At 44.0% G+C, this 19,321-nt stretch carries 17 protein-coding genes and 1 pseudogene; 16 read left to right on the plus strand and 2 right to left on the minus strand.

Features of this window, described 5'->3' with window-relative positions; genetic code table 11:
- Window positions 1–3: 3 nt before the first annotated feature.
- From nuoN to spoIID, 5 genes are all read left to right on the plus strand, one after another.
- Window positions 4–1,524, plus strand: coding sequence for an NADH-quinone oxidoreductase subunit NuoN (gene nuoN, locus V7201_RS13840; RefSeq protein WP_335377327.1), 1,521 nt, complete (start codon window positions 4–6; stop codon window positions 1,522–1,524).
- Window positions 1,525–1,786: 262 nt separating this feature from the next.
- Entirely contained in the window at window positions 1,787–2,035 is a 249-nt protein-coding gene (locus tag V7201_RS13845; protein ID WP_335377328.1) for a DUF1146 family protein, read from the plus strand.
- Between the two features lie 207 nt (window positions 2,036–2,242).
- Window positions 2,243–2,986: a YwmB family TATA-box binding protein gene (locus tag V7201_RS13850; protein WP_335377329.1), complete on the plus strand. Its 744-nt coding sequence runs from the start codon at window positions 2,243–2,245 to the stop codon at window positions 2,984–2,986.
- A gap of 32 nt (window positions 2,987–3,018) precedes the next feature.
- Window positions 3,019–4,326, plus strand: coding sequence for a UDP-N-acetylglucosamine 1-carboxyvinyltransferase (gene murA, locus V7201_RS13855; protein ID WP_335377330.1), 1,308 nt, complete (start codon window positions 3,019–3,021; stop codon window positions 4,324–4,326).
- A 253-nt stretch (window positions 4,327–4,579) separates the two neighbouring features.
- Window positions 4,580–5,608, plus strand: coding sequence for a stage II sporulation protein D (spoIID, locus tag V7201_RS13860; RefSeq protein WP_335377331.1), 1,029 nt, complete (start codon window positions 4,580–4,582; stop codon window positions 5,606–5,608).
- Window positions 5,609–5,704: 96 nt separating this feature from the next.
- Here spoIID and V7201_RS13865 read toward each other — a convergent pair whose 3' ends face one another.
- Together V7201_RS13865 and V7201_RS13870 are read right to left on the minus strand one after the other, a co-directional pair.
- Window positions 5,705–6,694, minus strand: a complete 990-nt coding sequence (locus V7201_RS13865) for a nuclease-related domain-containing protein (RefSeq protein WP_335377332.1) — start codon at window positions 6,692–6,694, stop codon at window positions 5,705–5,707.
- A gap of 321 nt (window positions 6,695–7,015) precedes the next feature.
- Entirely contained in the window at window positions 7,016–7,450 is a 435-nt protein-coding gene (locus V7201_RS13870) for a VanZ family protein (RefSeq protein ID WP_335377333.1), read from the minus strand.
- 230 nt (window positions 7,451–7,680) lie between these two features.
- Between V7201_RS13870 and V7201_RS13875 the strand changes: the two genes are divergently transcribed.
- The 11 genes and pseudogenes from V7201_RS13875 to V7201_RS13925 all read left to right on the plus strand — a co-directional run.
- Window positions 7,681–8,574 carry a peptidoglycan DD-metalloendopeptidase family protein gene (locus V7201_RS13875; protein ID WP_335377334.1) on the plus strand — a complete coding sequence of 298 codons (894 nt, stop codon included), beginning with the start codon at window positions 7,681–7,683 and terminating at the stop codon, window positions 8,572–8,574.
- Window positions 8,575–8,710: 136 nt separating this feature from the next.
- Window positions 8,711–10,720, plus strand: a complete 2,010-nt coding sequence (locus tag V7201_RS13880) for a penicillin-binding transpeptidase domain-containing protein (RefSeq protein ID WP_335377335.1) — start codon at window positions 8,711–8,713, stop codon at window positions 10,718–10,720.
- Window positions 10,721–11,246: 526 nt separating this feature from the next.
- Window positions 11,247–12,065 (plus strand): SAF domain-containing protein, encoded by an 819-nt coding sequence (locus V7201_RS13885; protein ID WP_335377336.1) that lies wholly within the window; start codon window positions 11,247–11,249, stop codon window positions 12,063–12,065.
- Window positions 12,066–12,192: 127 nt separating this feature from the next.
- Window positions 12,193–12,351: a hypothetical protein gene (locus V7201_RS13890; protein WP_335377337.1), complete on the plus strand. Its 159-nt coding sequence runs from the start codon at window positions 12,193–12,195 to the stop codon at window positions 12,349–12,351.
- 35 nt (window positions 12,352–12,386) lie between these two features.
- Window positions 12,387–13,538: an AAA family ATPase gene (locus tag V7201_RS13895; protein WP_335377338.1), complete on the plus strand. Its 1,152-nt coding sequence runs from the start codon at window positions 12,387–12,389 to the stop codon at window positions 13,536–13,538.
- A gap of 12 nt (window positions 13,539–13,550) precedes the next feature.
- A complete protein-coding gene (locus tag V7201_RS13900) occupies window positions 13,551–14,903 on the plus strand; it encodes a CpaF family protein (protein WP_335377339.1) in 1,353 nt (450 codons plus the stop codon).
- Window positions 14,900–15,826, plus strand: a complete 927-nt coding sequence (locus tag V7201_RS13905; RefSeq protein WP_335377340.1) for a type II secretion system F family protein — start codon at window positions 14,900–14,902, stop codon at window positions 15,824–15,826. Before V7201_RS13900 ends, V7201_RS13905 begins: the two co-directional genes overlap by 4 nt.
- A gap of 4 nt (window positions 15,827–15,830) precedes the next feature.
- The gene (locus tag V7201_RS13910; protein WP_335377341.1) at window positions 15,831–16,763 is read left to right on the plus strand and encodes a type II secretion system F family protein; all 933 of its coding nucleotides are present in this window, start codon (window positions 15,831–15,833) and stop codon (window positions 16,761–16,763) included.
- Between the two features lie 223 nt (window positions 16,764–16,986).
- The gene (locus V7201_RS13915; protein WP_335377342.1) at window positions 16,987–17,193 is read left to right on the plus strand and encodes a hypothetical protein; all 207 of its coding nucleotides are present in this window, start codon (window positions 16,987–16,989) and stop codon (window positions 17,191–17,193) included.
- Window positions 17,194–17,459: 266 nt separating this feature from the next.
- Window positions 17,460–18,854 (plus strand): vWA domain-containing protein, encoded by a 1,395-nt coding sequence (locus tag V7201_RS13920; protein WP_335377343.1) that lies wholly within the window; start codon window positions 17,460–17,462, stop codon window positions 18,852–18,854.
- A gap of 13 nt (window positions 18,855–18,867) precedes the next feature.
- Window positions 18,868–19,321 (plus strand): annotated as a pseudogene (locus V7201_RS13925) (hypothetical protein); the annotation flags it as partial.

Consider the following 19,321-nt stretch of genomic DNA (forward strand, 5'->3'; position numbering starts at 1 on the left):
ACGATGGATTTAGATACGCTTCTATCATTTGATTGGGGAACGATGACTCCTGAATTCATCATCCTGGGAGTAGCGACAGCTCTGTCAGTTCTAGATTTATTCATGCCAAAGCATGTAGACCGGAAAGTGCTTGGCTGGATTGGTTTTATCGGGATTCTCGCAGCAATTTTTTCCTTGGTGATGTTAATCGGCAATGAGACAACTTCAATCTTGTTTGATACCTTCAGACTCGATTCGTTTGCGATTGCCTTTAAGCTGATCCTGCTTGTTGGTTCCGCGCTCGTCATGCTATTGGCAATTGATTTTCCGCATAATGAAGGTCTCGAGGATTATAAAGGAGAATTTTTCTACCTGTTCCTCGCAGCATTGCTTGGTGCAATGATGATGGCTTCAAGCGGCGACTTAATCACCTTGTTCGTCGGACTTGAATTGCTATCGATTCCTTCTTATATATTGGCGGGTATGCGCAAGCGAAACCTGCAGTCTAACGAATCGGCAATGAAATACGTCATTAACGGCGGTATTTCAAGTGCCATCACTTTGTTCGGTATGAGCTATGTTTATGGCTTGGCTGGAACAACAAATTTAAAAGGAATTGCCACTGTCTTCGGAGGAATTTCAGATGGTCAGCACATCTACCTTCTTGGTCTGGCATTCTTCATGATTTTTATTGGATTATCATTCAAGCTTGCATCCGCTCCATTCCATATGTGGGCTCCGGATGTGTATCAGGGAGCTCCAACTCCAGTGACAGCGTTCTTGAGTGTTGTATCAAAGACTGCTGGATTTGTGATCATCCTCCGAATTCTTTTATCCGTATTCGGATATATACCGGTTGCCGGTGAGGAAGGGCAGCAAATTCCATTGCTGTTCGCACTCCAGGACTATATTGGTTTCCTTGCGGGAGCAACAATGATTATTGGTAACGTGGTTGCGTTAAGGCAGAGGAACATTAAACGTTTGTTTGCTTACTCAAGCATTGCGCATGCAGGTTATATACTTGTCGCACTGACAGCCATGTCATTCGTGACCTTCGATTCAATCTGGTTCTACCTGCTTGCTTACGTATTAATGAACCTTGGTGCATTTGCGATTATCCAGCTGATTACAGCGAAGACGGGCTCAGAAGATATCAGCCATTTCGCGGGCCTTTACCGCCGCGCGCCGCTGCTAGCGGTCACAATGGGAATCTTCATCCTGTCACTCGCAGGAATCCCGGGAACTGCAGGTTTTATCGGTAAACTTAATATCTTCTTGGGCGCATTGATGGTCGACCAGGCGCATTATGTCCTTGTATCGATTATGATTGCCACAACAGTTGTCTCGTATTTCTATTACTTTGGAATCATGACGCAGATGTTCTTCCGTCCTGCAGCTGACGAGGCTAAAATCGAAATACCGGCAGGAATTACAGCGGTTATCATCATTACGGCTGCTGCAACAATCCTGTTCGGAGTATTGCCAAATGTGGCATTGGACTTCCTGCATACGAATTTCAATCAGTTCGTTGATTTTATGAGATAAGATTTTTGATCTTGAAAGAATCGACTTCGGAACTTTCATGAAACGGATTTTGGGGAAAATCTATTCATCATGGGAGCCGTTTTACACGGCTAAGGGGTAAAATAATGAAGAAAGCTGGCCATGCGATAACGCGCAGGCCAGCTTTTTTGCTTTTTGATAAAGTTTTTCTAAAGTTACATGTAACTTTCATTCATGTGTGCCGTCTAATTACAGGTATGTATCGGCCTTATGTTAAGATAGATAGGTAAAAGGGGGAAGACAAATGATTTCAGGTATTGGGCCATATGCACTGACCAGCATTATATCCCATTTAGCATTCATCGGGCTTGCCTGGTGGGCACTTCAGGCACTTCAATTTGAAAAGCTGCTCAGGGCTAATCATGTTCTTCAAGCCCGGGTTTTATATATTTTGGCATCGATCGCGCTAGGTTCAACAGTAAGTAATTTCTTCCTTGATTACCTCCAATGGTCACAGCAGCTGCCGATGATCTTTCAATTGGTAAAAAATTAGGTCTTCATACATGTTTTCAAATTGACAAATATTGAGTAAAATTCAATTTGTTGCGGTTTATTTTGTATGTACATGTTTGTTTTTTCACAAAGAGTGTACACCCGGCAAAGTTGACCCGAAAAAATAGTGTCAGAAAGTGACGAGAATTCCCAAGTATGTGATTTGCTCTCCTGGTAACAATGGTAATAAGGGGAGAGTGAGATCGACATGAAGAAAATTTCGTTTTTTTTATCAATTTTTGGCATTATTGGTTTTATTGTGCTTCAAGCTGGGAATAAAACGACTGTAGCTGATGCTGAACATGAGATCCAGACTCTGGCCTCAGTTTTGCAGAACGAAGATATTTTGATCACTGGGTGGTCTTTATATGCAAGGGAAACATTGGAAAATGTAAATGGTCAAGAAGATGTAGAAGGTCTTGTCGAAGATTTGAAGGCTAAGCTTCCAAATTGGACATGGACTGTCGGCGATGATTCTAACCATGGAGAAATCATTGCTGTATCAAAGTCTTCACGGCTTCATGAAAAAATTAAAATTATTTCTACCGACATAAACGGCCAGGTACATACGTATATCATGTATGAGGTCAGAGGTCAGTCTTGGAATAAAAATACAGAAGCCTTTTTGAGCAAAAATTTACCAAGCAGAATATTTGACATTTTTCGAGGAAATGCCACAACTTTCTCTTGTATCGAAGGCGTTATCAATGATAAGATAAACTCGGCTTTACCTGTTTATAAAAGTAAACTGCTAAAGGCTTTTAACGCAAAGGAAATCGAAGGATTAGAAGAGGATTCATTTATTTCTACATCCGCTTTCTCGCCTTTATTCGACAAATCATTGAGCAGTGAACATGACATGAATATGCAGCTTGGATTACGGAAAACTGACCGATTGGGCGGAAAGACTACCCTTGTAGTTGGCACACCAATCATAACGATTGAATATTAATATAGAGAAATTGGACGCGGAGGGGAATACACTTGGAAAAAATCATCGTCCGCGGCGGACAAAGGCTAAGCGGTTCTGTAAAGGTTGAAGGAGCTAAGAATGCCGTCTTGCCTGTTATCGCTGCAACATTATTAGCAAGTGACGGAAAAAGCGTAATTCGTGATGTGCCAACTCTCTCCGATGTATATACCATCAACGAAGTATTACGTTCTTTAAACGCCGTAGTGGAGTTTGAAAATAACACAATAACAGTAGATGCATCTGGAGAGTTAAAAATCGAAGCGCCATTTGAATATGTTCGTAAAATGCGTGCTTCTGTACTAGTAATGGGATCATTGCTTGCCAGGAATGGCCGTGCTCGCGTAGCGCTGCCAGGCGGATGTGCAATCGGTTCCCGTCCTATCGACCAGCACCTTAAAGGATTCGAAGCAATGGGTGCAACAGTGAAGGTAGGAAACGGTTTTATTGAAGCCGAAGCAGTTAATGGCTTACACGGAGCTAAAATATATTTAGATTTCCCTAGCGTTGGCGCTACGGAAAATATCATGATGGCGGCTGTTCTTGCAAAAGGCACAACGATCATGGAAAACGTTGCAAAAGAACCAGAGATCGTTGACCTTGCAAACTTTCTGAACAAAATGGGTGCGAAGGTTCGTGGCGCAGGTACAGGCACAATCCGTATCGAAGGTGTTGAAGTGTTGTTTGGCGCAGACCACAACATCATTCCTGACCGTATTGAAGCTGGAACTTTCATGGTTGCTTCTGCGATTACTGGCGGAAATGTCCTTGTAAAAGGCGCGGTACCTGAACACTTATCTTCATTGGTTGCCAAGATGGAAGAAATGGGTGTTACAATCATTGAAGAAGAAGACGGTCTTCGTGTCATCGGGCCTGAAACGCTGAAAGCAGTTGATATCAAGACTATGCCACACCCTGGATTCCCGACGGATATGCAATCCCAGATGATGGCACTGCTATTGCGTGCTCAAGGTACTAGCATGATCACAGAAACGGTATTCGAAAATCGTTTCATGCACGTGGAAGAATTCCGCCGTATGAACGCCAACATTAAAATTGATGGACGTTCTGTCATCATGAACGGACCATCTGATCTTCAGGGAGCAGAAGTAGCAGCAACAGACTTGCGTGCAGCTGCCTCATTGATCCTGACTGGCCTTGTTGCCGATGGAATGACGCGCGTGACAGAATTATATCACCTTGACCGCGGATACGTTGATTTCCATCTAAAGCTGGCTGCCCTTGGCGCAGACATCGAACGCGTAAGCGAAGTCGAAGAAATGCCAGTGACTGAGAACCTCGTTTCAGATATGAACGCATAAATCAACATACCCAATAAACCGTAGAATTGTGCATATTAGTATAGTTCTGCGGTTTTTTTCTTTTTATACGATTTTATTTGGGTTATGAGTAATTCTAGTTATAAAATATCTGTCCAATTTCATTTTTACAAAAGACAATCATTTTTGCCAAATAGCGAATGCTCAAAAATTGTGTCATAAAAGCTTGTCCGCCTCCATAAGAATGAATTGAGACGGTAATAACCGCCTTAATTTCATAATGGAGGCTTTTTCTATGTTAAAATTCAAACCTTTCATCGTACTAGCTGCAATCCTATTCGCTGTCACACTCCTCATACCAACTATGCTCGTCCTCCCTTTTATGGAAGAGAAGGCAGGCGGAAAGCTGGGAGAAGAGTTCCAGAATGATGCGAAGGATGTCGCGGCAGTGCCGTCCAAAGATTCGGCTGTTGAGGTAGCCGTATACAGGACTGCTTTGTCAAAGACAGAGAAGCTTCCACTGGACGAATACTTAATTGGCGTTGTAGCAGCCGAAATGCCAGCTGAATTCGAGCTGGAGGCATTGAAGGCGCAGGCGCTGTCGGCAAGAACCTATTATGTAAAACAAATGATGAGCCCGAATAAAGTCGGCGTTCCCGCAGGGGCTCAGCTGAACGATACAACCATCCACCAGGTCTTTAAAAATAAAGAAGAACTGAAGAAGCAATGGGGCGTAGATTATAAATGGAAGATCAAGAAAATTGCCGAAGCCGTAAAAGCAACTGACGGGCAGGTTCTGACTTTTGACGGGGCACCGATCGATGCAACCTTCTTTTCAACAAGTAACGGTTTCACTGAGAACTCAGAGGAATACTGGGCCAATGCCTTCCCATACCTGCGCAGCGTTGAAAGCCCGTGGGACTTGAAATCGCCTAAATTCCGCAGTGAGACCCTTATGACCGTTGCTGCGTTTGAATCAAAGCTGGGTGTTAAGCTGCCGAATTCCGCTACAATCGGCAAGGTCATTTCACGGACAGCCGGCAACCGGGTTGGAAAGATTGATATAGGCGGTAAGGTTTTAACCGGCAAGGAAGTACGCGAAAAGCTCGATTTAAGATCCAGCGACTTCTCCTGGGTGATCAAAGGGCAAAACGTGATCATCACAACCGAAGGCTTCGGCCACGGCGTCGGCATGAGCCAATATGGCGCTAACGGCATGGCAACAGAAGGCAAAACCTATAAAGACATCGTCACGCACTATTACAAGGGTGTAGAGATCAGTTCTGCGGATAGTCTGATGACGAAGGTGACGGCTAGGAAGTAAGCGGGTGTGAGCAATCGCAGGATGAAAATAAAATGATGACGCGGCCAGGGCTGAGTGCCCTGGCTTTTTAGCGCCACTGGGTTGGACTGGTATGTTTTATTTTTTCGCGGGATGAAAGAACGTTTCGATGTTTGGAGGCATGTGGTAGAGGCGGCCCTTTTTTGTGCCTGTGAAGGGGAGGTGCATGGAAGAAAGTAAATCACTGGACGTCTTGTATGTTATCCCGGTACAAAATTCTCTGCAAGATTGATTATTAATGGAAGGACTGATAAGTAGGAAAAACTCTTTTAGCGTTTTATGATGCGCTATCTTGGACTTTTGCCCACATACAGGGCATAGCCAGAACCACCTTTCGCGTTTCATCCCCAATGTTGAACAAGAGGGGCATTGAACTCCTTTTCGAAGATCGTCGACGGTAAGAGAATAGGGCTTCAATACATCAGGGTGGTGTGGAGTATGCTTCTTTATCAGTAACTTTGATAACTTTCTTACTTCTTTGTCAGTGAAAATGACGCTTTGAGTAAACTCATCTATTTGGAGCACACGATTTAATAAAACATCTCCTTTCACTATTACTTTATTTAGTGGGCGGTCATTGGTTTTAATAATGGTAGAAGAGTTACTGACCACCACCAGATGATAAATTGGAGGGACATCGAATTTGTATTGTTTGAGCCACCTTTTTAGGTGCCATGCTTGCATTTTAACTTGAATAAGCGGATGATCATATGATTTTTCCTTTTCATCTTTCGTTTGGATCATTTGTTCAGAGTCTTTATCGAAGAAGAGTGTGCCTTTGTGGTTTTTTGTTTCAATTAGAAGGATATAACGTAGCGTTAAGATGAGGGTATCGATTTGGAAGTACCAATCTCCATCGGCAAGACGTAAATCCCGAAAGAGATGGAACCCTTTTTCAGGCAAAAAGCTTAAACGGTAATCGGTTTGCAGTTCCCCTTTGTAACCCGAGCGCCATGTTTTATAATCTTGCTCAATTAAAGGGAGTTTAGGGTGGTTTGGTATGATTCGATTCATTAAAGCTTCATATTTTCTAAGCCGAATCGGATATGTCCTTTCTTTTTCTATCAAATTGGTCACTTCCTTTATCGTTTTGTATATGAATTCTTCGATCAGTTGAGGAATACCTATTAAAGTATCTGTATTATTGTGAAATATTTATGTCCATTGACTTAAATTAATCGATATTCACGGTTGGGGGTCTTATATTAACGGTTGGCTTCGCTTTATTCACGGTTAAGGAGCTTATATTAACGGTTGGCTTCATTTTATTCACGGTTGAAGGAATAACCGCTATATTTTACCCGAAAAAGAGATGATTTGAATTAAAAATACACAAAAAGCCAGCCTTGATTCCAAGGCCAGCCGCTAAAAAACCGTAATTATTCTCTTTTATCCTCGAACGCGTCCCTCAATTCCACGCAAAAGCCTCCCTAGCCTCACAAATTTGCCGCTGAAGTAAGCATGATGAATGAAGTGGGATGCCGCTAAAACCCCAATTACATCTTTTACAAAATCAATGACGGTTGAGGATCGGTATGGGACGAAGCTTTGGTGAATTTCATCGAGCAGTCCGTACGAGATGGCCACACCCATGAAGATGAAGCTTAAAGCGGGTGTGAATCGTCCGGTCGTCAGGGCCGCTAAAACTAGGAATACATATAAAATCCCGAACTCTACCAAGTGAAGAGACTCTTTTAAAAAGCGGTCGACACTGTGGTCAGGAAGTTCAATGACTGCGGTATCTGGCAGGCTGGACATAATCCAGATCGCAGCCATATAGGCAAAAGGCAGAATTCGTAAAAACCAAGCTAGTAACTTTTTCATGATAAACCCTCACTTTAGATTGTTATAAAAAAACGGAATCTAGCACAATAATTGAAATTCCCCCCGCCCGAAAACACGATGGTATTCAGCTCAAAGCCGAAAATTTCCCCGCCCGAAAACTTTTTTGCATAAAATAATCACCTTTGTCGAAAAATAAGCAGTAAAAAATTTTTCAACTCTATGTATATATTTTTTCGCATCTGTTCAAACTGATTGCTGAGGTGATGAAAATGAGAGAGGAAAGATCTTCTCAAGACAAAAAGAACAGCTTTTTCAAGAAGCGGTGGGTGTATCCAACAGTTTATATTGCTAGTGCCGCAATCATTCTAACTGGTGTCCTATGGTATCAAAACAGCGGTAGCAACGGAACAGATCAGATCGAGTACAAAGCGACTGATATGCCTGGCAAAAAATTCAATGACCAGCCAGCAGTTGAAGTTAACCGCGCAATGGAAAACTTTGTAATGCCAGTGGTGAGTGAAGACGACGCTGTCATCCAAATGGGATTCTATGATAATGACAGCAAGGCAGAAGAGCAAGAAGCAGCTCTAGTGTTCTATGACAATACGTACCATCCGAATACTGGATTGGACATTGCTTCTAAAGATGGCAAGGAATTTGATGTTGTTGCTTCATTAAGTGGTACTGTCACTAAAGTAATGGAAGATGGTTTACTAGGAAACGTCATTGTAATCGAGCATGACAAAGGTATTGTAACACAATATCAATCAGTTAAAGACTACGAAGTTAAAGTTGGCGACCAAGTTGAGCAAGGGCAAGTCATTGCGAAATCTGGTACAAGCCTGATCAATGAAAAGGCTGGCAACCACGTACACTTTGAAATCCGTAAGGACAATGTACCTGTAAATCCACATGAGTACTTCAACAAGTCACTTAGCGCATTGCAGGAAGCAGAAATTACGAATGAAAAAGCTGCTACTGATGGAGATGCAGGCAAGTCAGAAGAAGCTACTGAAGAAGGTGCTGCAGATCAAGAAGGCACACCAGCAGATGACAGCGTAACTCCAGATGAAGAAAAACCAGCAGATGACAGCTCTGACAAAAAAGATGCCGGTGAAGACAAAGACACTTCAACTGACTCAGAAGAATCAACTAACTCTTAAACAATAAATACTTTAACACATTAACGTCCTGGGGGTCTGACCCCCAGGACGTTAATGCGTTAAAGCAGCGGGGGCTGGTTCTTTCTTTTGTTACTTGGAATTGATATGGTAAAATCATACGGGAGGAGGGGTACATATGAAACAGATGTTTTTGTTATTAGTAGGATTAATATTTTTTGCAGTATTCGTCGCTGGCTGCAGTAAGGAACCGACTCCGGAGGAACGTTTTTCGCAGTATGTGAAGCTGTGGAATGATCAGAAGTTTGAAGAGATGTATGGGTTTTTATCTGAGGAAGCGAAAGGAACGATCTCGAAGGAGGAGTTCGTCAATCGCTATAATAAAATTTATAAAGATTTAGAGATTAACAAGCTGAAGGTCAGCTATAAGCAGCCGGAAGAGGAGCAGGAGCATAAGGAAGACCAGACCGCCCTGCCTTTTTCGGCGAAAATGGAGAGTGTCGGTGGGCCAATTGCGTTTGACCATGAGGCCACTCTCGTAAAAGAGGAACGGGATAAAGAGACAAATTGGTATGTAGATTGGGATACGACTTTTATTTTCCCTGAACTGGGATCTGGGGATAAGATTAGTTTCCAGAATGTGAAAGCGGAAAGAGGCGCCATTCTTGACCGGGAAGGGAATGGACTGGCGATTAATGGAACAGCCCTGCAAATTGGTGTTGTTCCTGGCGAAATGGGCGAGCAAAAGGACCAAATCATCAAGAAGCTTGCCGGCCTGCTTGATATGTCAGAAGAGCAGATCAATAAGGCGCTGAATGCTAGCTGGGTGAAGCCAGAACACTTTGTGCCGCTGAAAAAAATATCAAGGACAGATGAAGCGCTTCAGGAGAAAGTGTTTGCCCTAGCAGGAGTGACCAGCCAGCAAGTTGGAGCGCGTGAATATCCGTATGGCGAGTCCCTTTCCCACCTGCTTGGCTACATCGGTCCTGTCACCGCCGATGATCTTGAAAAACTTGAGGCCAAAGGCTATTCAAGCACGGACTTCATCGGCCGGCGCGGACTGGAACAGGTGCTTGAAGAGCAATTAAAAGGAACAAACGGAATCAAAATTTCGATTAAAAAAGAAAACGGAACTGAAAAAGTGCTGGCAGAAAAACCTGTCGTAAATGGAAAGGATATAAAGCTGACAATTGACGTGGTCATGCAGGAACAATTATATGATCAACTCAAAGGAAAGGCTGGCACATCGGCTGCGCTCAATCCAACGACAGGTGAAACGCTCGCGCTGGTCAGCTCACCAGGCTTCGATCCAAACGAGATGACGCTTGGAATCTCGCAGAACAAGCGTAAATTGCTAGAGGAAAATCCACTGCAGCCATTCCTTAATAGATTCAAGCTTACGTATGCCCCAGGCTCCGTTCTCAAGGCCGTAACGGCAGCAATCGGACTTGAAAGCGGCAAGCTTACGCCGAAGACCGCCTATGAAATCAACACAAAGCAATGGCAGAAGGACGCTTCATGGGGTAATTACAAGGTCACCAGGTATTCAGATATCAAAGGAAACATTGATCTGGAAAAAGCGCTCATATACTCGGACAACATTTATTTTGCCAGAGCCGCACTTGAGAAAATCGGCGCTGATACCTTTGCGGAGGGCCTGAAGAAGTTTGGCTTTGAGGATCAGCCGGAATATTTATATCCAATGGAGCCATCGCAAATTGGCAAAATGGAAAGTGAAATCAGTCTGGCTGATTCAGCCTATGGGCAGGGACAGGTTGAGATGAACGTACTTCATCTGGCTGCAGCCTATTCGCCTTTGATGAACAAGGGTAATTTGATTAAGCCGATTCTTGGAATCGAAGACCAGCAGGGACAGGTTTGGAAGGAAAACGTAATCAGCCCAGAAAACTCAGCAATACTCAATAAGATGCTGACCAAGGTCGTCACGGATCCAAGGGGTACCGCACATAGTGCCATGATGGCCAACTATCCGCTAGCCGGAAAAACTGGTACAGCAGAGATCAAACAGAAACAAGGTGAGAAAGGCAAAGAACTCGGATGGTTCGTCGCCTACAACCCTCAATCTGCAGACCTGATTGTCTCGATGATGATCGAGAACTCAGGCTCCAAAGATGTCGTTACAAGAGTAAAAGCATTTTATCAGCTAAGACAGCAAAGTGGATTATGATGAATTAAGGTTCAGCCAATAGGGCTGGACCTTTTTTGTGTGTTCAAAGATAACAGACATTAAGTCTAACCATGTCAAAATGAGTCTCCAGCCCCGTTTAAGTCAGAGCCAGCTTGGATAGATACGGTGAGATAAATTTTTTATGGGGGTAGAGTGGATAAATTGGGGGTTCAGTCCTACAAAGCAACTTTTTGGAAAAATGAGTAAATGTGCCTAAAAATTGAAAAGGCATTTTTCACTGAGAATGAATAATACGTTTTCACAGAAGGAAAAACGACCCATAAAAATACAAAAAATAGTTCGAACTAAAGATATATTCAACAAAAATTACAATTAAATTAGTTAAAACGAACTATTCCTTATTTTGGTAAATATTTGACTAAAATGTGAACGGGTGATAGTAAATAAAGAGGAGAAATTTTAATTTTTTAGGTTTATTAACTTAGTAAACTGGGAATTTGAAAATGAACATTTCCAATTCTTTCATAAAAAATAAAAAATAACCATTAAAGGGAGTAAATGCAGGATGTTAGAGTCAAAAAGGAGAGCGACCATCTTTTTGCTACTTGCCTTTCTTTTAGCCTCAGTGGCTGGATACCTCGTGTATCAAAAAGTAAAGGACTTAAACTCAGAGTTGGGGGGCATGACGAAAATCTATGTTGCGAATAGCGACATCCCAGCGAGGACACTGATCCAGGAAAATCAAATCACGACGATGGAAATCCCAAATAAGTTTTATGTAAAGGGTTCTCACGTCGTGAAAAAAGATGATTTAGTCAATACAGTACTGGTTGTTCCTGTTTCCAAGGGAAATATCATAACCGAAAACATGCTAAAGCCATTCTCAAATCTTAGAAATGAAAATAACCGCCTCGTCTCCATGTATCCTTCTGAAAAAATACAATTCGACCAGGTAATCGAAGCACTTGACCGTGTTGATATTATTGTTTCTACCGACGATAACGGAAAGCAAAAGACGGAAATCTTCATGAGGGATGTACCTGTTGCATACGCACAGGGAAATGGTAAGGATTTCGCAGGAGTTGCGCTTGAAGTAAGCATGGAAGACGCGCCAAAACTTATACATATCCAGAACTACGCAGACAAGGTCCGGGTGCTGAAAGCAAACGTCGGCAAAGGCGATACGATGAATACAGCAACCCCACCAGAAACGGATACAACCAAAGAAGGTACTGAACAGAAGACGCAGCCGACTGGTACACAGCCGCCAAAGGCCCAGCAGCCAGCAGCAACCACTCCAAAAAAGACAGACACGACAAAACCAACAGGTACCAAACCGGCAGATAATAAACAAACCGATACAAAACAAAGTGGTACACCATAAAGAATCTTACTTGTTTCAAACCACAAAACATTAATAATTAACTTATATCAATTAAGCATCATGGTAAAAATTCATTCTGCCTCTAAAAAAAGGCAGTAACTAAATAAAAGGCTCTGTTAATAGCCCAATGTTATATCAAATCCTGTTGATTGTATTGGAAGGCGCGCAGACTCCTGCTGGCGCAGCTGGACAGGTGAGACCACGCAGGAGCGAAGCGACGAGGAGGCTCAGCGCCAGCCCCGCGGAAAGCGAAGCGCCTGGAACGAAAATCAACAGCCTTGATTAATAGAGCAAATAAAAATGATGGTATGAGGGGAACCGATGGAAACGAAACTTAAGATTTTATTAGTCAGTGATGATGAGGTCATTCATAACCAAATATTAAATGGCATTTCTGGGAGTTACCCAATCCAGCTGATCGCACCCGGTGATGTTGTCCGGGAGATTAACCGCGATGTTCAGGATATTGTCATTTTTGTCCAGGCGGATGGCGACATTGAAGTTGAGAGTATTCAATATATCAAGTCGGTAAGTCCGTCAACACTCGTTATTTTTATCGCGAAGAATTCGGATTTCTCACAGCTCCGGAATATCACAAAAGCGGGGGCTTCTGAATTTTTTGTTTACCCTGAGGAGCACGGGTTATTTATCAGCCGGTTCCCATCGATTTTCCAGAATTATGAGCTGCAAAAGCTGAAGCAGGATACTTCATTCTCTTCTTTTGCAGGCGGACGCGGAAAAATCATTACGGTTTTCAGCGGCAATGGCGGCAACGGTAAATCAAATCTTGCAGCAGCACTTGCCCAGACAATCAAGCTCGAGTCTACCGCCGAGGTTATCTTAATCGATTTAAACCTGCAGTTTGGCGGAATCGAAACGCTTTTATCTATCCAATCGAACCGTTCGATTGCCGACTTGACTCCGGTTATCAATGAGCTGAATGAGAGCCATATCCGAAACGTATCGCAGAAGCTGGAATCATCGAAATTAGAGGTTTTAATCAGCCCATGTGATGCGGAAACTGCGGAAACGATTACCGAGGAATTCGTCGCTAAACTGCTGAGGACGTGCAGGAGAAGCTTTGACTTTGTCATCGTCGATCTTCCTGCTTATATCAACAGCAATGTAGTCACTGCACTTGAGGAATCGGACCAAATCTATTATGTCCTCACACCGGACACTCCTGCGCTAAAAGTGCTGAAGCAGTTCGAGGAGCTGGCGGTAAGACTGGGGATGGAGCTTCCATCAAGGACGGCCATTGTCCTCAACAAACTGGCCAAGGAGAACGAGGTGCAGGAAAAGGACCTGAAAACGTTCCTGCGCTTTCCGGTAGCCGCAACAGTAAGGCATGATATCAAAGGGCTGCAGCCTTTTATCAATAAAGGTGAGCCGGTAAGAAAAATCGCAAAAGAAAAACGGATGATCCCTTTTGCTAAGGACGTAAGAAAATGGGCGGTTTCTGTATTGAAATAGGGGGATTCATGAATGGCATCATTATTTGATAAACGAAAAGAAAAGGTCGTTGTCTCTGCGAAACTACAATCCTATCAATATGAAAACCATCTTGTGGATGAACTTGTTGAACATTACAAAGCAAGGCTCTTAAGAGACACGAATCTTGAAGCGCTGACAAAGCTGACACAGGGTGAAATGAGGCTCCGAATCGAACAGCTTGTCTCACAGTTCATGTCCGAAGAAAAGGTCATTATCTCGCGTCATGACAAAGAGATCCTGATTACAAGAATACTTGATGAATCGGTCGGTTTCGGGCCGCTTGAGCCGCTGATCAATGACCCATCCATCACGGAAGTGCTGATCAATGGGTCTGAAGAGGTCTATGTGGAACGACTCGGTAAGCTCGAGCTTTCGGATGTGAAGTTCCGCGATGATGATCATGTCCGGCATATCGTTGACCGGATTGTGGCGCCAATCGGCAGGAGGATTGATGAAAGCTCGCCAATGGTTGATGCGAGACTTCCGGACGGCAGCCGTGTGAATGCGGTCATTTCACCGATCAGCTTGAATGGCACACTTGTATCAATCCGTAAGTTCAGGAAAGAACCTTTCAAGATGGAGGACCTATTAAACTTCCATACCTTGAATTCAGCGATGTCAGAATTCCTTGATGGCATCGTCAAGGCAAAAATGAATACCTTGATTTCCGGTGGTACCGGCAGCGGAAAAACGTCGATATTGAACGTGCTTGCCGCTTCAATCCCTTTCGGCGAACGTGTTATCACGATTGAAGACTCCGCGGAATTGCGTCTTAACAGGCCAAACGTGGTTGGTATGGAAGCAAGGCCAGCGAACGTCGAAGGCAGCGGTGAAGTCACCATTCGTCAGCTTGTTAAAAACTCGCTGAGGATGCGGCCGGACAGGATTATTGTCGGTGAGGTCCGAAGCGGTGAAGCGTTTGACATGCTCCAGGCGATGAACACTGGTCACGAAGGCTCGCTTACGACTGTTCACGCCAACTCGCCGGATGATGCACTGCGCAGGGTCGAGGCAATGGTCGTCATGGCCGGAATGGATTTGCCGAGCCATATCGTCCGTGAATATATCGTCGGTGCCCTAGATATCATCGTCCAGGCGACAAGGCTGACGGACGGTTCGCGTAAAATCGTCTCCATATCCGAGGTCGTGACAAACAAAGATGGCTCACATGAAGTAAGGGAAATCTTCCATTTCAAACGGACTGGAATTGGACCTGATGGGGAAATCATCGGTCACTTTACGCCGACAGGCTATGTACCTGAATGCTTGAGCAGGCTGAAGGTGTTCGGAATCAACATTCCAGAATCAGCCTTTACCCCTGTATACGAGGAGGTGAAACAATGACGGAATTTATCGTTTCGACCCTGGCTGCTTTGGCCTTCATCATCGCGATTTATTACATCCTTGACTATCGGAAAGAAAAACGTGAATGGAAGAAGAGGGCGAATGATTTTTATCTTGATGGCGCCAAGCGGAAGAGCGTGCTCGTCGTTTTGGGAGACCGGTACGACAGGACAGAAGGTGCCCAGCCTCTTTATGAAAAATTAAGGGCAGCAAACATCCCGCTGACGCCATCGGAATACATTGGTGCTCAGATTGTCGTTTTTATGGGACTGGTCATTGTTTTACAGAATTTCTTCAGCATTCAGTTCCCAACGAACCTGATTGCTGCAGCGATCGTGCTTGAAGGCGGGAAACGGCTTTTATTTTTACTGAGAAAAAACAAGATGAAACAGCGTTTGGTGGAACAGCTCCCGGAAATATGCCGCACGCTGGCTAATGCCACGCGTTCAGGGATGACCCTGACGCAGGGAATTAATATGGTCGCCCAGGAAGCATCCGAGCCTGCAAAGGGAGAGTTTAGGAGGCTTGCACAGGAAATTTCCCTGGGAATTGATTTCAACGCCGCGTTAAAAGCGATGGAGAAACGGCTTGAAAGCCGGGAATTTCAGCTGTTCGTCGCAACATTGTTAATTCAGAAAAAGGCGGGGGGGAATCTTTACTCTGTCCTGGATGAAATGGGCCAGACGCTTGAGGATCGAAAAATCCTGCTGCAGGAAATCAAGACGATGACGGCAGAACAAAGGTATGTATCCTATATGGTGCCAGTCCTGCCAATTTTCCTTGTGTTGATGATGAATAACGTCATCGATGGCTTCATTGACCCATTGTTTTCAGGAATCGGCATCATCCTGCTGTTATTTTTCCTGGGTGGTACCATTCTCACGTTTATCCTTGTCAGAAAGGTAACCAATATAAAGGTGTAATCACATGGATGGATTAATTATCATTGTCATTTGCCTGTCACTGGCGTTTTTGGCGATTTCCTTAAGAAGCTATTATAACTATCTGTTATCAAAAGAAAACCTGAAAAAAGAGATTCACGAAAAAACCTATATATACGATGCGTTTGAAAGAAAGATTACGAGAAAAGAAAAGATTTTAACCAAAATGCTCGAGTATGCGGATGACTTCTCATCCATTGGCCAGAGGGTCAACTTTTTCAGCGAGGATCATGAAGTCAGGAAGCTCCTCATGCACGCGGGTTATCCTTATGGCCTAACGGTCGAGCGGTTCCAGGGATTAAAAATGTTCATGATGGTTGTAGGACTGATTATCGGCGGCATTGCTCTTGTTATTCAGCTTCCGATGTCCCAGATTGCCGTCATTCTTTATCCAATTGCAGGATACTTTGCGGTCGTCATGTGGCTGAAGCGGAAGGCGAAGGTGCGCCAGGAAGAACTGAGTTTCCAGCTGCCTGATTTCCTCGATACGATGAGCGTAACGCTTCAGGCGGGGGTAGGGCTCGACCAGGCGCTTCGGGATATCGTTCCTTATTTTGAAGGACCAATTAAAGAGGAGTTTGGCCGCTTCATCCAGGAAACCGATGTCGGAGTGCCAAGAGCAGAGGCCTATAACACCTTGCTCATCCGGAATGACAGCCGGGAATTCCAGACGCTGATCCGGTCACTGATCCAGGGGGAAAGGCTCGGGGTGCCGATTTCCAGGACGTTCAAAAACCAATCCGAAGAAATGCGCAAAATCAAGAAGGAAAAGATCAAGGAGCAGGCTGCAAAAGCCTCACCAAAGGTAACCTTGATCACCACCTTCCTCGTCATGCCATCTGCTCTGATCCTAATCGGTGGACTGATGGTCATCAATCTATTCAGCGGCAATTCAAATCTATTTGATTTATTTAAATAAAAGCTGATTTTTAGCACCTGTTGATTGAATCGGAGGGCACTCGACTCCAGCGGAATCAGAGCCAGCCCCTAGAAGAATTTGCTCATGAAAAAGCCGGCAGTTGGGATTTTTCATAATTCTTACTCGGAAAGCGAAGCGCCTGGAACGAAAATCAACAGCCTTGTTTAACTGAACCAATATGAATACCAACAATCTACTAACAAACAAAAGGGAGAGATTTACTATGAAAAACTTAATGATCAAAGCATGGACAAAAGTGATGATGCCTGTAAGAAACGAAAGAGGAGCTCAGTCTTTGGAATGGTTAGGACTTGCTGCATTATTGATTCTAGTGTTGGGGATAGTTTCTCAGGCGGTCAGCAGCAGCCAAGGCAGCATTACAGGTGTTATTACGAAAATCATTGATAAAATCACGAAAATGGTTGGCTAATAAACGCGATTGTTTTTCAGGAAAGGCCTGTTAAGCTGAATATAGATTTTTTAACCCTGTTGATTGTAGTGGAAGGCGCGAAGACTCCTCCGAAAATGCTATCGCATTTTCATCGTGCGTGGGTAGATTCGAGGAAGCTATTCAGTGTCCTGCGGGCTCAGCGCCAGCCCCGCGGAAAGCGAAGCGCCTGGAACGAAAATCAAAAGTCTTGTTTAACAGAGCCTTCAGAAAAGAAATTCACAGCAATACTCTAAGGTGGGGAAAGAATGAAAGCAATCAAACACTTCCTGGTTTTATTGATTGGTCTTATCGTTTTTGTTTCAGGCTGCAGCCAGGAAGCTGAGAAGAGCAAAGAACCTGCAGATAAAGCTAAAACTGCAGAAACCAAACCAGCTAAAGATGAAAAAGCGAATGAGGATCAAGAAAAAGAAGAACCAAAGGAAGAGTTGGCTGTTGATCCTTTGCCAACAACCTATCAGGAGCTTGAGTCTTTGTCTCAGGGGCCATATCATGATTTAAATTACGACCTGACTGAAGAAAATCAACAGATGTTTCTGGAGACATTCAAGGAGCTTCCTGATGTGTCCGGAACTCCTACTGAAAAAGAGCTTGATCTTTTTTACAGCGAAGTGCTGAAGATGGTACAGAAGGATTATAAAGGGCCTGAGGAAGCCATAAAGCGTCTGAAGTTCCAGTCAATTGGCAGTCCTGAGATGAAGGATACCCGCTATGAATTTAAAGAAAACTTGAACGTAGAAATTATTCTGGATGCTTCAGGAAGCATGGCTCAGGAAGTCAATGGCAAGGTAAAAATGGATGCTGCTAAGGACGCAATTAATCAATTCGTACAAAAGCTTCCGAAAGATGCCAAAGTTGGCATCCGGGTCTATGGCCATAAAGGAAGCAATGCCGACTCTGATAAACAGCTTTCCTGCAGCAGCAGTGAAATCATGTACCCGATCTCAAGCTTTGATTCTGGTAAGTTCCAGTCTTCGCTGGATAAAATCAAGCCTACCGGCTGGACGCCAATCGGTCTTGCTTTAAATGAAGCAAAGAAGGATTTAAGCCAGTTTGATGGGGCGACGAATACAAACATCGTCTATCTGGTAAGTGATGGGGTTTCGACATGTGAAGATAACCCTGTTGAAGCAGCAAAGAGCCTTTTTGGTTCAAATATTAAGCCGATTATTAATGTCATCGGTTTTGATATCGATAATGAAGGGCAGAAACAGCTCAAAGAAATTGCTGCAGCGACAGAAGGTATTTATACGAGCGTGGCAGATGAATCCGAACTAAGCGACGAACTATCACAGATAAATCAGTTGGCTGAATCGTGGGATGAGTGGAAAAAGAAAGGCATGCAAAGCATTGACCTCAAAAAGGTCCAGAACAGCCTGGATATCTTCGTCTATATCACTCGTGAAGAAGTGAAGAGCCAGAAAGAGAAGGATCTCATCAATCATGTGGCTTTTGTTTTATGGCAGAATGAAATGATGACAGCTGAATCTCGTGTTTACATTGAAGAAAAAAATCGTGAATACCACGACTGGATCGATTCCGAGATACTGAAATTCAAGGAAGAACTCCATACTTTGAACGAAATGAATTATTCAGAAGCAATCAAAACATTAGAAGAAAAGTACCAGCAAAATACCCAATAGCGGGGTGAACGAATTGCGTGAAAGGACATTTAATCGAATCTTTGCCATATCGATGATAGCCGTCCTGCTTTTCTGGAATGTCATGCCTTATATGGCGATGGCAGGAACCTTCATAACTCCCGGTGAAGCAATCAAGCCGGGCCAAACATATAAGCCAGGAAAGCCGATTGATGGCGGGCAATTTATCATTCCGGGAAAAGTATACCAACCGGGAGAAGTTGTTAAGCCAGGGGATGCGGCAAAGTCTGGAGAAGCTGGAGGGGCGTCGGGGACACCAATTATACCGCAAGCTACCAATGCCTTAGGTTTATTCATCATCCCGAATGTTCCGCCGCCACCCCCAGGCGCCTTTTATTGGGAGTTTATCGGGATAGAAGGTGGAAGTCCTCTTCAGGGGGGGCAAGGCCCGAATGGAGGCCAGGCTGTAAATGGCGGCAATGGTCCGACAGGAGGCCAAGGCCCGAATG

Origin of the sequence: Bacillus sp. JJ1122, assembly GCF_036964885.1 — a bacterium.
Lineage (GTDB): Bacteria > Bacillota > Bacilli > Bacillales > Cytobacillaceae > Mesobacillus.

Excerpts from the sequence above, each read along its gene's own strand:
- nuoN (WP_335377327.1), top strand. The coding sequence starts at position 4 with ATGGATTTAGATACGCTTCTATCATTTGATTGGGGAACGATGACTCCT.
- V7201_RS13845 (WP_335377328.1), top strand. The coding sequence starts at position 1,787 with ATGATTTCAGGTATTGGGCCATATGCACTGACCAGCATTATATCCCAT.
- V7201_RS13850 (WP_335377329.1), top strand. The coding sequence starts at position 2,243 with ATGAAGAAAATTTCGTTTTTTTTATCAATTTTTGGCATTATTGGTTTT.
- spoIID (WP_335377331.1), top strand. The coding sequence starts at position 4,580 with ATGTTAAAATTCAAACCTTTCATCGTACTAGCTGCAATCCTATTCGCT.
- V7201_RS13870 (WP_335377333.1), bottom strand. The coding sequence starts at position 7,450 with ATGAAAAAGTTACTAGCTTGGTTTTTACGAATTCTGCCTTTTGCCTAT.
- V7201_RS13875 (WP_335377334.1), top strand. The coding sequence starts at position 7,681 with ATGAGAGAGGAAAGATCTTCTCAAGACAAAAAGAACAGCTTTTTCAAG.
- V7201_RS13880 (WP_335377335.1), top strand. The coding sequence starts at position 8,711 with ATGAAACAGATGTTTTTGTTATTAGTAGGATTAATATTTTTTGCAGTA.
- V7201_RS13885 (WP_335377336.1), top strand. The coding sequence starts at position 11,247 with ATGTTAGAGTCAAAAAGGAGAGCGACCATCTTTTTGCTACTTGCCTTT.
- V7201_RS13890 (WP_335377337.1), top strand. The coding sequence starts at position 12,193 with ATGTTATATCAAATCCTGTTGATTGTATTGGAAGGCGCGCAGACTCCT.
- V7201_RS13895 (WP_335377338.1), top strand. The coding sequence starts at position 12,387 with ATGGAAACGAAACTTAAGATTTTATTAGTCAGTGATGATGAGGTCATT.
- V7201_RS13900 (WP_335377339.1), top strand. The coding sequence starts at position 13,551 with ATGGCATCATTATTTGATAAACGAAAAGAAAAGGTCGTTGTCTCTGCG.
- V7201_RS13905 (WP_335377340.1), top strand. The coding sequence starts at position 14,900 with ATGACGGAATTTATCGTTTCGACCCTGGCTGCTTTGGCCTTCATCATC.
- V7201_RS13910 (WP_335377341.1), top strand. The coding sequence starts at position 15,831 with ATGGATGGATTAATTATCATTGTCATTTGCCTGTCACTGGCGTTTTTG.
- V7201_RS13915 (WP_335377342.1), top strand. The coding sequence starts at position 16,987 with ATGAAAAACTTAATGATCAAAGCATGGACAAAAGTGATGATGCCTGTA.
- V7201_RS13920 (WP_335377343.1), top strand. The coding sequence starts at position 17,460 with ATGAAAGCAATCAAACACTTCCTGGTTTTATTGATTGGTCTTATCGTT.